This window comes from Pseudomonas sp. BN415 (assembly GCF_029871195.1).
Classification (GTDB): Bacteria; Pseudomonadota; Gammaproteobacteria; order Pseudomonadales; family Pseudomonadaceae; genus Metapseudomonas; species Metapseudomonas resinovorans.
The window spans coordinates 23,297-37,209 of the sequence record NZ_SSOK01000027.1 but is presented as its reverse complement, the minus strand read 5'-3'; the positions used below and the strand labels follow the sequence as shown (position 1 = coordinate 37,209).

Below are 13,913 nucleotides of genomic sequence, written 5' to 3'. Positions count from 1 at the left end.
CAAGCGGGAGGACGGCGCGCGTCCTCCCGGTAAGGCTTCAGCGCACGCCACGCCCGGCCATCGCCGCCGGGGAGAACTCCGCCGCCTTGTAGCGATCGACCACCGCGTATTGCTGGTCCTTGCCGGCGTAAAGGTTCTGGATGAACCAGGTGCCGGAGATCAGGTCGTAGAACCCGGAGGACAGCTGAGCCACGGCAGGCAGGTCAGGCATGACTGCCGGCAGTGACCAAAGGGTCTTGGCCAGTTGGCCGTTGGCGTCCCAGCGGTCACCGAGCATGGCCTGCCAGGTGTCTTCGTCGAGGTAGTAGCGCCCCTTGGGCAACTGGTGGCGCTTGCCCGGTGCAAGGTCCGCCTCCACCACCCAGACGCGGTGCAGCTCCCAGCGCACGTAGTCCGGATTCATGTGGTGCTTGGCGAACAGGTCCTCGGGCTTGGCCGCCGCCTGCACCTTGTTGGCGTTGTAGGGGATGTAAATCTCCTGCTTGCCCACCAACTTCCAGTTGAAACGATCCAGACGACCCTGGAACACACTGAGTTCATCGAACGACATGACTCCGGCAGTTGCGGGCGTCGGGGTGTCGCAGCAGGCGTTGGGCAGCTTGCGCACGCGACGCTGGCCAGTCAGGTAGACGTGTGCCTGGGACTTGTCGCCGTTGAGGTTGGTGCGCCCCATGATCTGCTCACCGGCCCGCAGCGGCGGCCCTACGTTGAGCAGGCGGAACAGCCAGTAATCGCCTTCGAACGTCGCGGCCGAGCCATCGGGGTAGTAGTAGGGCATCTCCTGTACGGCCTTGCCGTCGGTTGTCAGCACCTGGGCGCCGTCTGCGGTCATCAGGTAATGGCGGAAATCCATGGCCACCGAAGTGCCGCGCCAGTTCAACACATGGTTCCACATGGCCTCGGTGCCGTTCTTCGGCACCGGGAATGGAATGCCGCCGTAGGCCCCTTCCGGCACCGGGCCGGCGCTGCTCTCTACCAGCTTGGCGCTATGCGCGTTCTTCAGCGTGTTGTCGTACACCCACTGCGGCGCTGCGGCCGTACGGCGGGTCGGGTAGATGTCGAGGCGGTAGGTCTCGGGGTAGCGCTTGAACATGGCCTTGACGCCATCGCTGAGCTTGTCGGCGTACTGGTCCATATTCTTCGCGGTGATGCTGAACAGCGGCTTGTCGGCGGCGAACGGATCGCTACGCTTGCCGCCTTCCTTGAAGCCGGCATCCACCCGGGTGTAGCCGCCGTCCCAGGCCGGGATGCTGCCGTCGGCGTTGCCGGCGCGTTCGGCGCCCAGCGGGGTCAGGCTTTTGCCGAGGTCGGCGGCGCTGCTGGCGAGCGCCGGTTGCAGGCTCAGGGCGGCTGCGCCGACCAGGGCCAGGCAGAAGGTCTTGAGAGTGAACGGGATGGTCATGCGCAAGTCCCTCAGAAGGTGGATTTCACGGAGAAGGCCAGGTAATCCCGGTCCTTCAGCGACTGCTTGAAGGTGAAGTGGTTGAGCGCGTCGAGGTTGGTGTCTTCCGCCCCGTAGTAGTGGGTGTAGGTGAGGCCGAAGGTCACCCGGTCGAGGTAGGTGGCGCTGACGCCGATGTTGAAGTCGCCGCCGTTGTCAGGCCCGAAGCTGCTGATCACCGCCGACTTGCCCATGGGGAAGTAGCTGATGCCCAACGGCACGCTGAGGTCGATGCCGGGGAACACCTGGCGATAGGTCGGGCTGTAGACCAGCTTGATGCCCACGCCATCGTCGGTGGCCCCCGGGTCCAGCGCGGCGCGGTTCTTGGTCACACTGAGCAGCCGGTTCCAGGCGATCTCGCCCACCAGGCTGGCCTCGTTTGAGATGAACGACGGGCCGAGAGACGCCAGCATGTTCAGGTTGACGTGCGCGGTGCGCCCCACGGCGTAGAGCGGATCGTCATCGTTGTCGGCAACCACGCCAGGCAGCACGGTCTGACCATTGGAAACCAGCGGCATGTTCCAGCGCATGGAGGCTTCACCGGCGAAGCTGAACTCTTCCACCGTGGTGGCGAAGCTCGCGCCCAGGGCGCGGATGTTCTCCGGATAGACCCAGTAGTACTCGCCGATCTTGCCGGTGGCGAAGTTCGGACCGGTAGCGCTGGGCTTGAGGTACAGCTTCGGCGACTTGTCGTGGTACTGGATGGCGTAAAGACCGTATTCGGTGGTGTCGGCGGTGTAGCGCAGCTGCAGGCCGCCCTGCCCCGAGCTCTTGGCTTCCTTGTCGTTGCCATGGAAGAAGGCCGCCGGGCTGGACGGGTTGCCACCCAGGAAGGTCGGGAACGGCGCCCCTACGACCAGTCGCTCGTTGCCTTCGCCGATGGTGTCGCTGACCGAGAAGTAACTGCCGGCACCGGGCAGACGGGTTTCTTCCCATTCGAACTGGTAGAACGCGCCGAGGGACAGGTCGTCGGTCATCTGGAAGGTGGTGGAGAGCTGGTTGACCGGGCGGGTGATTTCCTTGAACTGGGTGTTGGGCACCGACACCGCCTTGACCACGTCCACCGGCGCCATGCCGCCGGCGATGCCGTTGGCACCGAAGAACAGGCTTTCACCCCAGATCAGGCCATGGCGGCCGACGCGCACGGAGGTCGCCTTGTCGGCCAGGGCGCCGTTCCAGTACACAAAGGCATCCAGCAGCTCGGCGTCACCACCATGCAGGTGGCGAGTGTCGTCGGTGAACTCGTCGAAGGCGACCGAACGCTGGTTGGCGCGGGTGGGGTCGTCGTTGTCGTTGTCCTTCTGGTATTCGGTGTCAAACCAGCCGGCACCACTGACGCGAGCACCGAAGTCGCGGTAGCCGATGTCCAATTCGGAGAGGATGTCGAGCCGGTTGGAAATCAGCCCCTTGTCGAAGGCGCGATCACCGTCGTCCTGGTTGCGGGCGACCTGTCCTTCGGTGAGCGTGCTGCTCGGGTCCTTCAGGCGCCAGGCGGCGCTGTACTTGAGCGTGTTGTCCCAGCGCAGACTCAGGTCGGGGTTGCCGGTCTGAATCTCGAACGCTTGGGCGGAGGGAAGGCCATACACCAGGGCCGCGGCGAGCGTCAGGGTGAAGGGCGCACGCCGCGCAGCGGCGATATTGCGAATAGCCATCGAACGAACCCTCTTATTGTTCTTGTTGGCGAACTTCTCGTGAGCCACGACCGGCCGGATCAAGGCAGACCGGGCCGGTAGGGCCAGAAATGCCGGAGTGGCATCGCCAGGCGGGAATGACCGGGCGACGGGCAAAGGTTGACGTGAGGGGCTGGCTCTGACTAATCGCTTGTTGGGATGCGACCTATCGGCAATCGCGATACCTGGAGGACGCAGAAAAGACACGACACAAGGCCCCCGGCGGAGGTTCGAACCTCCGCCGGGGCACTTAGGCGCGGCGTTGGAAAGGAAGGGAGAAGCCCGGGAACATAGCGGCAAGGTTCAGTTGAGAATCGGTGTGCATGAACTGCGAGTTGGGCTTCGCACTGCTCAGCCACAAGCACGAAAAAGGCCCATCGATCATTGATGGGCCTTTCTTCTTTCATCGCCTGTTCGCTCAGGCCTCTTTCACCATCTGGGTCGCACCCACTCGCATGATGGTCTCGATAGCGCGCTGCAGGGCGTGCTCGGAGTCATAGAGGTGGCTCCGGGCGATGATGTCCTTGTTGGCCGCGCGCAGCTTGAAGTAGTTCTTGCCGCTGGAATCGATGCGCCGTACGAAGCGCTCCTCATGCACGCAGTTCTCGCGAAACAGGGCCATGGCCGCCTCCGCGACGCCACGGTCCTCATAGACACCGGTATCCAGCAGGGTCTGCGCATCGGCTGCCTTCAAACGCAGGCGCCAAGTGCCACCCGTATTCTTGCGCAGCTCGAACCAACCACTCATCACAACACTCCTCGAACAATTAGGGGATGCGCGTAAGCGCCGGCTTGAAACACCCCGCGGGGCATTTCAAGCAGCGGGCTACCCTACCCCTTTGCATTTTTCCGGCTAGCAGGACCGGGCTTATTGAGCTGTAGGAGCGGCCACGTCGCTTCAGGCGAAATTTCGCCGTATACAGCAAAGCCCCATGCCAGAGCCGTCCTGTCATATCTCCGTCACCCGGCTGACTTAATCTCGCGGCTCCTTCCACTCCCTAGTAACAAGGTGTTTGCCCATGCCGCGCGCCATGACCGCCAGCGACAAGGACCTGTGGGGCCGTGCCCTCAGCATGTTGCTGCTCGGTTTCGTCTGCTATGCCTTTCCCTGGTCGGTTTTTGCCGCCCAGCCCGAGACTGTCCTGCGTATCCAGGGCTCCAACACCATCGGCGCCAAGTTGGGGCCGGCGCTGATCAAGGGGATGCTGGAAGAAGAAGGGATGCGCGCGATTCACCAGACGCCAGGGGATCGGGAAAACGAGGTGCACATCCTCGGCCACGATGCCCAGGGCAGGGAAATCCGCGTGGAACTGGCCGCCCATGGCTCGTCCACCGGTTTCACCGCACTCAAGGAGGGCAGCGCTGACCTGGCCGCGTCTTCGCGCCCGATCAAGGACGCCGAAGCCAAGGACCTTTCCACCTTCGGTGACTTGCGCAGCCATTACGCCGAACAGGTGATCGCCATCGACGGCCTGGCCATCATCCTGCACCCGGACAACCCGTTGCGCGCCCTCACCACCGCACAGCTGGCCGCTGTGTTCGCTGGCGAAACGAAGACCTGGGACGAACTCGGCGGCAAGGGCGGTGCCATTCACCTCTATGCCCGCGATGACCAGTCCGGCACCTACGACACCTTCAAGGAACTGGTACTGGCCCGCCAGGGCAAGAGCCTGTCCGGCACCGCCCAGCGCTTCGAATCGAATGACAAGCTGTCTGCCGCTGTCAGTGGCGATCCGCTGGGGATCGGCTTCGTCGGCCTGGCCTCGATCAATCAGGCCCGTGCACTGGCGATTGCCGACGGCAACTCCCAGGCGATGCCGCCCAGCACAGAGCTGATCGCCACCGAGGATTATCCGCTGTCGCGTCGGTTGTTCATCTATATCAAGCCGGGTGAGCAGAATCGCTGGGCCCAGGCCCTGGTGCATTTCGCCCAGAGCCCACGCGGCCAGGCGATCGTCGATCAGACCGGTTTCGTCGCCCAGCAGGTCCAGGCAATCAAGGTCCAGGCGCTGCAGGATATGCCCGAGCGTTACCGCGACCTGGCCACCCATGCCCAGCGCTTGTCGGTGAACTTCCGTTTCCAGGAAGGCAGCGCCAACCTCGACAACAAGGCCCTGCGCGACGTGGAGCGGGTGCTGGATTACCTGAAACAGTCCAACAAGGTGGAACAGAAGGCGGTACTGGTGGGCTTTGGCGATCCCAAGGCCGACCCGCAACGTGCCGAACTGCTGTCCAAGCTGCGGGCCATGGCGGTGCGCCGGGAGTTGGCCAAGGGTGGCGTGAGCCTGCGGGACGTGACCGGGCTCGGAGACGAGTTGCCGGTGGCGGCCAACACGGCCGAGGAAGGACGGATTCGCAACCGTCGGGTGGAAGTCTGGGTGTATTGAGCCGGCGGATAGCCCCGCCGATGGGTTTCGTACCTCAACCCATCCTACGGAAGATGGGAGGCCCCGCCCCTTTTCGGGAGCAGGGCCTTGCCGCATCAGAAGTCGAAGCGGGTGGTCAGCATGTAGTTGCGCGGATCGCCGTAGAAACCACCTTCGTAGAAGCCCAGGTTGCTGAAGTACTTCTCGTCGGTGAGGTTATTGGCGTTGAGAGTGACCGACACCTGCTCGGTAACCTGGTACTTCGCCATCGCATCCAGCAGCCAGTAGCTCTCCTGGGTGTACTCGAAGTCGCTGGCATTGGTCGCCGGGTTCCACACGTCCTTCCAGATTTTGCTCTGCCAGCTGGCGGAGCCACCGATGGTCAGCTTGTTGAACTGGCCCGGCAGGCGGTAGCTGGTGGACAGGCGGAACATGTCTTCCGGTTCGGTGGTGGAGATCTTGTCGTGATCACCGTCACGGGTAATGCGGTGGGTGTAGCCACCCTGCACCTGCCAGTCCGGCATCAGCTCGCCAGCGACCTCGAGCTCGAAGCCCTTGGTCTTGGCGCCCTGCACAGCACGGTAGATGGACTTGTTGTTGACCGCGTCGAAACCGATCTGCTCCGGCAGGTTGTCCTGCTTGACCTCGAACACGGCTGCGCTGGCGTTCAGGCGACCATCGAAGAACTCTGCCTTCAGGCCCAACTCGTAGGCATCACCCTCTTCCGGCTCGATGGCCGTGCCACTGGCATCCTGCTCGCTCTCGTGGGGCTTGAAGATGCTGGTGTAGCTGGCATAGACCGAGTACGTGTCGTTCAGGTCGTAGACCACGCCGGCATAGGGCACCACCACGCCGTTTTCCTGCAGATCCTGCAGCTTGGCGCTCTGGCCGGTGCTTAGGTCGGTACCGGTGCTGTCCAGCTCCCAGTTGGAGACGCGGCTGCCCAGGATGATCGACAGATCGTCGGTGGGCTTGAAGCGTCCGGTCAGGTAGGCGGCGGACTCTTTCAGCTCGTCATCCTGCCTGGAGGTCGGATTGCCCCAGGCCGGCTCAGGGAAGTCACCGGTCCAGCCATTGATGGTCGGCACGCTGTCGAAGAAGAAGGGCCAGTTGGTGGACTTGGATTCGATATCGCGGTGCGACAGGCCGACCACCAGCTCATGCTCGCGGCCGAGCAGCTGGAAGGGGCCGCTGGCGTAGAGGTCGTATGCATTCTGGGCGGTTTCGTAGCGGTACTTGCCGCGCCAGATGAACATGCCGCTGCCATCCACCGGGTTCGGGTTGCCGCTGGCGGCGGAGCCCAGGGTGATGGGTGCATCGGTCTCGGTGCGGCTGATGGAAGCCTTCACGATCCAGTCGTGGGCGAGGCGCTGCTCCAGGGTCACGAAGGCGTTGTCGGCGGTGTTGTCCCACTGGCTCCACTTGGTGCCTGGATTGAACGAACGGGACAGGGTGAACTCGTTGCCGTTGCTGTCCACCAGCGGGGTCGAAGAGCCCCAGGAGGAGCCTTCCGGGCGGTTGGTCTGGCGACTCAGGCCGGCGCTCAGCAAGGTGTCTTCAGTGATGTCGGTTTCAAGGATGCCGTAGAAGACCTGCTTCGTTTCGGACAGGTGGTCCATGAAGGACTGGCCGTCTTCATAGGCGGTAACGAAGCGGCCACGCACACTGCCCTGGGGAGTCAGCGAACCGCCGATGTCGAACTCGGTGCGGTAGGTGTCCCAGCTGCCAGCACCGGCGGAAACGTAGCCGGAGAGTTCCTTGGTCGGGCGCTTGCGCACCAGGTTGACGGTGGCAGAAGGGCTGCCGAAGCCGCTGAGCAGGCCGGTAGAGCCCTTCAGCACTTCCACGCGGTCGTAGATGACCATGTCGGCCTGGTCGATGCCATTGCCGAAGCGGAAGGCCGCCGGGATGCCATCGATCTGGAAGTTGTCGATCTCGAAGCCGCGGGATTTGAAGCTGGCGCGGCTGCTATCCAGCTTGTTGACGGTGATACCCGGTGTTTTCGAAAGCACATCACCGATGCTGGTCAGGCCCTGGTCATCCATCTGCTGGCGAGTGATGACGCTGACCGATTGCGGGGTCTCGCGAGGCGACAGCGACAGCTTGGTGGCGGTGCGTGTCGAACCGGTGGTGTAGGAACCCGTGCCTTCAGTGGCTTCACCCAGACGGTTGTCGGTGATGGAAGTCGCCACCAGTTCCAGCGATCCATTGCCGTTCTGCTGCTCTTCGGCAAGCGCCCCACCGGCCTGCAATGCCAGGGTCACCCCCAGGATCGCCACGGACAACGGGTGACGCTTGAGCCGTGCGGCAACGGCATCCCCAGCCGTATTCACCGCGTTGAACGCATTTTGCTGTTGCACTCTCAAACCCCTTGAATGGTCTGTCTGCTTGGTTAGCCGGCTAACCACTGGCTTTCTATTTTTCTGCTGTGTGCGGCGCCCTTGGCTGGCGCCTGGCGGCCGTGCAGGCGGAAGCGCATCTGACGGCGGATGCAGAAATTATCATCTAATAATAATCATTACCAAATGCAAATCAGAATTCTTTGGATGCTCATAGGGAGATTTCAGGCAAAGACAGGGCAAAGATTTGTTACAGCGCCCCCGTATCTACCTTGCCCGACCAACGGTTAGGCTTCCTTTTGTGACGCCGGGCCCCTCTGACGGCTTGCCAGCCGCCATGTCGGAGTCACTTCTTCAACTACGACAGAAGGAGGGGCTCATGGCAGCTCTACATGCATTTCTCACCGCCGACTTCCTCGGCACCGCCACCTGGTTGTGGCTCGTCTTCCTCGCAATAGTCCTTGCCTTGCTGGTCTTCGACCTCGGGGTGCTTCACCGCGACCAACACGAAATCGAGATGCGCGAAAGCCTGCTGCTCTACGGCGGCTACTTCAGCGTCGGCGTGCTGTTCGGTGTCTGGGTCTGGTTCGAGCTGGGTGCGCAGAGTGCGCTGGAGTTCTACACCGGCTTTTTGGTCGAACAATCGCTGTCCATGGACAACGTCTTCGTCATGGCGATGATCTTCGGCTTCTTCGCCATCCCCCGCCGCTACCAGCACCGCGTGCTGTTCTGGGGCATCCTCGGCGTGGTGGTGCTGCGCGCGATCATGATCGGCCTGGGTAGCGCCCTGGTGAAGGAATTCGACTGGATCCTCTACGTGTTCGGCGCCTTCCTGCTGTTTACCGGCGTGAAGATGCTCTTCGCCCGCCAGGAAGCCCATCCGGATCTGGCCAACAATCCGGTGCTCAAATTTGTCCGCCGTCATATCCGCGTTACCGACGACCTGCACGGCGCGCACTTCTTCGTACGCCTGAAGAAAGCCGGCGAGAGCAAGGCCCTGCTCTACGCTACCCCGCTGTTCCTGGCCCTGGTGCTGATCGAACTGGCCGACCTGGTGTTCGCGGTGGACAGCGTCCCGGCGATCTTCGCGATCACCCAGGACCCGTTCATCGTCTACACCTCGAACATCTTCGCCATTCTCGGCCTGCGCGCCCTCTACTTCGCCCTGGCGGCACTGATGCACCGTTTCGTCTACCTGAAGTACGCCCTGGCCCTGGTGCTGATCTTCATCGGCGGCAAGATTTTCCTGCACGGCTTCATCGGCAAGATTCCCCCGCTGCTGTCCCTTGGCGTAACCTTCGGCCTCCTTGCCGGCGGCGTGCTCCTGTCCCTGTTGAAAACCCGCGACCGCCCGGCCCAGCGCACGGGAGACCTGGAGAAACATGGATGAAGTGCATATTGAGCCCTTCGAGAAAGGCGGCCGGACCTACTGGCGGGTACGCCTGGGGCAACGCGGCCTGACCTTTCAGGAGGAACTGGCCGCGCGCACCTTCGCGGCACAGTTGCACCTGCGGATGGGTTGGCTGCGCGAGGGGGATGCTCCCAAGAAGGAATAGCCCGTAGCCCGAACTACGAAACAGAGAAACGAAAAAGGCCCGCGCAATGCGGGCCTTCTTCGTTGCGGGCGATCACTGACCGCTGCGCAGCATTTCCTTGGGTACGTATTTGCCGACTTCATACTTGCCGATCGCCGCGCGGTGCACTTCATCCGGGCCATCGGCCAGGCGTAGGGTGCGCTGCATGGCGTACATGTAGGCCAGCGGGAAGTCATTGGAAACACCGGCACCACCGTGGATCTGGATGGCGCGGTCGATCACGCGCAAGGCGACGTTGGGCGCCACGACCTTGATCTGCGCGATTTCGCTCTTGGCTACCTTGTTACCCACGGTGTCCATCATGTAGGCCGCCTTCAGGGTCAGCAGGCGGGCCATGTCGATTTCCATCCGCGAGTCGGCGATCTTGTCGATGTTGCCACCCAGACGCGCCAGCGGGCGACCGAAGGCAGTGCGGCTGACGGCGCGTTTGCACATCAGTTCCAGGGCGCGTTCAGCCATGCCGATGGAGCGCATGCAGTGGTGGATGCGGCCCGGACCGAGACGACCCTGGGCAATCTCGAAGCCGCGACCCTCGCCCAGCAGCACGTTCTCGTAGGGCACGCGCACGTCTTCGAAAAGCACCTCGGCATGGCCGTGAGGTGCGTCGTCGTAACCGAACACCGGCAGCGGGCGCAGGACCTTCACGCCGGGGGTGTCCATGGGAACCAGAATCATCGAGTGCTGCTGGTGGCGCGGCGCGTCCGGGTTGGACAAGCCCATGAAGATGAGGATCTTGCAGCGCGGATCGCAAGCGCCCGACGTCCACCATTTGCGGCCGTTGATGACCCACTCGTCACCCTGGCGCACCGCGCGGGCTTCCATGTTGGTGGCATCGGACGAAGCCACGCCCGGCTCGGTCATGGCGAAGGCCGAACGGATCTCGCCACGCAGCAGAGGCTCCAGCCATTGACGCTTCTGTTCTTCATTGGCGTAGCGCACCAGCACTTCCATGTTGCCGGTATCCGGCGCGGAGCAGTTGAACGGCTCCGGGCCCAGCAGGGAGCGGCCCATGATCTCGGCCAGGGGCGCGTACTCCATGTTGGTGAGGCCAGCGCCGTACTCGGATTCCGGCAGGAACAGGTTCCACAGTCCTTCCGCCTTTGCCTTGGCTTTCAGCTCTTCCATGATCGCGGTGGGCTGCCAACGGTCGCCTTCGGCAACCTGCTGCTCGAATACCGGCTCGGCCGGATAGACATAGGCGTCCATGAATGCGGTGACGCGTTCACGCAGTTCCTGGACCTTCGGGGAATAGGCGAAATCCATGCGGGGCTACCTTTTACGGGCTGTTTGGTGAGGTCTGGTAAGGATGCTAGAACAGGGCGTAAGATTTCCCTAGTCTATTTTCGGCATCTATGAACATTCATCACCGATATATGATCCGCTGATAAAAACAACTTCGAGGAGCACGCCCGGCATGAATCTGAACAAGGTAGACCTCAACCTCTTCATCGTCTTCGACGCCATCTATACCGAGGCCAACCTGACCCGCGCCGGCCAGATCGTCGGCATCACCCAGCCCGCCGTCTCCAACGCCCTCGCCCGCCTGCGGGAAACCTTCAACGATCCCCTTTTTGTGCGCACCGCCCAAGGCATGGTGCCCACGCCCATGGCGCAGAACATCATCGGCCCGGTGCGCAATGCCCTGCAGCTGCTGCGGGTATCGGTGCAGGAAAGCCGCACCTTCAACCCGGCCCAGGCGAACAAGACCTACCGCATCAGCATGACCGACCTCACCGAAACGGTGATCCTGCCGCCGCTGTTCCAGCGCCTGCGCCGCCTGGCGCCAACCGTGCAGATCGAGAGCTTCCTGGCCAAGCGCCGCGAAACCACCAAGGAACTGGCCGCCGGCCGCCTGGACTTCGCCGTGGACGCCCCGCTCAACACCGACCCGCAAGTGCGCCACGTGAAACTGATGGAAGACCGCTACGTCTGCGCCATGCGCCGCGGTCATCCTCTGGCCAAGGAAAAGATCACCCTGGACGAGTACCTGTCGCTGTCCCACATCCACATTTCCAGCCGTCGCAGCGGCCTGGGCTACGTGGACCTGTCACTGGGCAAGATGGGTATCCAGCGCAAGGTGACCCTGCGTTCGCAGCACTACCTGATGGCCTCGACCGTGCTGCACGGCACCGACCTGGCCATCACCGTCCCGGAGCGCTTCGCCCGCCGCCAGGACCTGCACTACGTGGACCTCCCGGTGCATGACGTGCCGTCCCTGGAAACCCACCTCTACTGGCACGAAAGCACCGATCAGGACCCGGCCAACCGCTGGATGCGCGAGCAGATCATCGAAATCTGCCAGCAGGTGACGGCGCAGGAGCAGAAGGAACGGGCGTGATATCTGGGCACGAACACTGTGGGGGCGATTTCAATCGCTAAGCAGGTCGAAGACCTGCCCTGCAATACCGCGGGGGGCTGCTGCGCTCCCCTCAGCGAATGAATTCGCCCCCACAATGCCCCCTAGAGGACGGGGCTAACGACCGAACTCCGGCTTGCGCTTCTCGATGAAGGCGCCCATGCCTTCCTTCTGGTCCGGCGTGGCGAACACTGCCTGGAACAGCCGCCGCTCGAAGCGCAGCCCCTCCGCCAGCGAGCCTTCGTCCACGCGGTTGACGCACTCCTTGAGCATCATCACCGCGGTGCGCGATTGCGCGGCGATGCGGCTGGCACTGTCCATGGCTTCTTCCAGCAGTTCGGCCGCGGGCACCACCCGTGCCACCACGCCACTGCGTTCGGCTTCGATGGCATCCATGCTGCGACCGCTCAGCAGCAGCTCCATAGCCTTGGCGCGACCTACCAGGCGGGTCAGGCGCTGGATACCGCCGGCACCCGGAATCACCCCCAGTTTCACTTCCGGCAATCCGAATCGCGCGGTGTCTGCGGCGATGATGAAATCGCACATCAGCGCCAGTTCGAATCCGCCACCCAGTGCGTGGCCGGCCACGGCGGCAATGATCGGCTTGCGCCGTTGGGCCACGCGATCCCAGCGGCCGAGGAAGTCGTCGAGGTAAGTGCCGGGAAAGCACAGCTCGGCCATTTCCTTGACGTCCGCCCCCGCCGCGAAGGCCTTGGCGGAACCGGTGATAAGCACGCAGCCGATGGATGCATCCCGTTCGAATCCGTCGAGCACCCGGTTCAGCTCGTCGATGAGCTGGGTGTTGATGGCGTTCAGCGCCTCGGGGCGATTGAGGGTGACCAGGCCGACAGCGCCGGCCTGCTCCACCAGCAGGGTCTGGTAGGTCATAGGAAGTTCCTTCATGAAAAATGGGCAGGCCTGCGGCCTGCATAGCGATTGAAATCGCCCCCACAGTGCTTCGGTACAGGCCTTATGGGGGGAACTCATTCGCTAAGGGCAGCGCAGCTGCCCCAGGGATCAAAGACTGCGGGCGATCACCATGCGCTGCACGTCGGAGGTGCCTTCGTATATCTGGCACACGCGCACGTCGCGGTAGATCCGCTCCACCGGGAAGTCCTTCAGGTAGCCGTAACCGCCCAGGGTCTGGATGGCAGCCGAACACACCTTCTCGGCCATTTCCGAGGCGAACAGCTTGGCCATGGAGGCTTCGGTCAGGCAGGGCATGCCGGCTTCGCGCAGGCTGGCAGCGTGGTGCACCATCTGCCGCGCGACGGCGATCTGGGTGGCCATATCGGCCAGGCGGAAGGCCACCGCCTGGTGCTCGATGATCGCCTTGCCGAAGGTCTTGCGCTCGTGGGCGTAGTCCCGCGCCGCCTCGAAGGCCGCGCGGGCCATGCCGACGGACTGCGCGGCAATGCCGATGCGCCCGCCTTCCAGGTTGGACAGGGCGATGCGGTAGCCCTCACCCTCCTCGCCCAAGCGCAGGGACGCCGGAATGCGCACCTCGTCCAGCTGGATCTGGCAGGTGTCCGACGCGTGCTGGCCGAGTTTTTCCTCGACCCGAACGACCTGATAACCGGGCGTGTCGGTGGGCACGATGAATGCGCTGATGCCCTTCTTGCCGGCCTGCGGATCGGTCACGGCGAATACGATCACCATCCCCGCATGGCTGCCCGAGGTAATGAACTGCTTGGCGCCGTTCAGCACGTAGTGGTCGCCGTCGCGGCGGGCACGGGTGCGAAGGTCGCTGGCATCGGAACCCGCCTGGGGCTCGGTGAGGGCGAAGGCGCCGATCATCTCGCCCGTGGCCAGCGGGCGCAGGAAGCGTTCCTTCTGCTCCTGGCTTCCGTATTTGAGGATGGGCATGCAGCCCACCGAGTTGTGCACGCTCATGATGGTGGAGCAGGCGCCATCACCAGCAGCGATCTCCTCCAGGGCCATGGCGTAGGCCAGGTGGCCGGTGGCCGCGCCGCCCCACGCCTCCGGCACCAGCATGCCGAGAAAGCCCAACTGGGCCATTTCGCGGATGGCCTCGGCCGGGAAGCGGTGCTCACGGTCCCAGTCGGCGGCGAAGGGTTTCAGGCGTTCCTGGGCAAACTGCCGGGCCATGTCGCGGATCTGGATTTCGTCTTCGTTCGGGATCATT

11 protein-coding genes are annotated in these 13,913 nt (G+C 63.3%); 4 read left to right on the top strand and 7 right to left on the bottom strand.

Going from position 1 to position 13,913, the window contains the following annotated elements; genetic code table 11:
* Positions 1–37 precede the first annotated feature (37 nt).
* The 3 genes from E8F20_RS07200 to E8F20_RS07190 all read right to left on the bottom strand — a co-directional run bounded on the left by E8F20_RS07200 (position 38) and on the right by E8F20_RS07190 (position 3,859).
* Positions 38–1,402 (bottom strand): DUF1329 domain-containing protein, encoded by a 1,365-nt coding sequence (locus E8F20_RS07200; protein WP_280283151.1) that lies wholly within the window; start codon positions 1,400–1,402, stop codon positions 38–40.
* Positions 1,403–1,413: 11 nt separating this feature from the next.
* Positions 1,414–3,093 carry a DUF1302 domain-containing protein gene (locus tag E8F20_RS07195; protein ID WP_280283150.1) on the bottom strand — a complete coding sequence of 560 codons (1,680 nt, stop codon included), beginning with the start codon at positions 3,091–3,093 and terminating at the stop codon, positions 1,414–1,416.
* Between the two features lie 436 nt (positions 3,094–3,529).
* Positions 3,530–3,859 carry a YegP family protein gene (locus E8F20_RS07190; protein ID WP_280283149.1) on the bottom strand — a complete coding sequence of 110 codons (330 nt, stop codon included), beginning with the start codon at positions 3,857–3,859 and terminating at the stop codon, positions 3,530–3,532.
* Positions 3,860–4,130: 271 nt separating this feature from the next.
* On the opposite strand from E8F20_RS07190, the gene E8F20_RS07185 reads away from it, so the two are divergent.
* Positions 4,131–5,498, top strand: coding sequence for a phosphate ABC transporter substrate-binding/OmpA family protein (locus tag E8F20_RS07185; RefSeq protein WP_280283148.1), 1,368 nt, complete (start codon positions 4,131–4,133; stop codon positions 5,496–5,498).
* A gap of 95 nt (positions 5,499–5,593) precedes the next feature.
* Here E8F20_RS07185 and E8F20_RS07180 read toward each other — a convergent pair whose 3' ends face one another.
* Positions 5,594–7,837 carry a TonB-dependent siderophore receptor gene (locus tag E8F20_RS07180; RefSeq protein ID WP_280283147.1) on the bottom strand — a complete coding sequence of 748 codons (2,244 nt, stop codon included), beginning with the start codon at positions 7,835–7,837 and terminating at the stop codon, positions 5,594–5,596.
* Positions 7,838–8,195: 358 nt separating this feature from the next.
* On the opposite strand from E8F20_RS07180, the gene E8F20_RS07175 reads away from it, so the two are divergent.
* A complete protein-coding gene (locus E8F20_RS07175; protein ID WP_280283146.1) occupies positions 8,196–9,206 on the top strand; it encodes a TerC family protein in 1,011 nt (336 codons plus the stop codon).
* Complete coding sequence (locus tag E8F20_RS07170; RefSeq protein WP_280283145.1) at positions 9,199–9,372, top strand: hypothetical protein; 174 nt, start codon at positions 9,199–9,201, stop codon at positions 9,370–9,372. Before E8F20_RS07175 ends, E8F20_RS07170 begins: the two co-directional genes overlap by 8 nt.
* Before the next feature lie 72 nt (positions 9,373–9,444).
* Here the strand turns inward: E8F20_RS07170 and E8F20_RS07165 are convergent, their stop codons facing one another.
* Positions 9,445–10,674, bottom strand: a complete 1,230-nt coding sequence (locus E8F20_RS07165; RefSeq protein ID WP_137820763.1) for an acyl-CoA dehydrogenase — start codon at positions 10,672–10,674, stop codon at positions 9,445–9,447.
* 151 nt (positions 10,675–10,825) lie between these two features.
* On the opposite strand from E8F20_RS07165, the gene E8F20_RS07160 reads away from it, so the two are divergent.
* A complete protein-coding gene (locus E8F20_RS07160) occupies positions 10,826–11,749 on the top strand; it encodes a LysR family transcriptional regulator (protein WP_280283144.1) in 924 nt (307 codons plus the stop codon).
* A 135-nt stretch (positions 11,750–11,884) separates the two neighbouring features.
* Here the strand turns inward: E8F20_RS07160 and E8F20_RS07155 are convergent, their stop codons facing one another.
* Positions 11,885–12,655, bottom strand: a complete 771-nt coding sequence (locus E8F20_RS07155) for an enoyl-CoA hydratase (RefSeq protein WP_280283143.1) — start codon at positions 12,653–12,655, stop codon at positions 11,885–11,887.
* Positions 12,656–12,784: 129 nt separating this feature from the next.
* A complete protein-coding gene (locus tag E8F20_RS07150) occupies positions 12,785–13,912 on the bottom strand; it encodes an acyl-CoA dehydrogenase family protein (protein ID WP_280283142.1) in 1,128 nt (375 codons plus the stop codon).
* Position 13,913 lies beyond the last annotated feature (1 nt).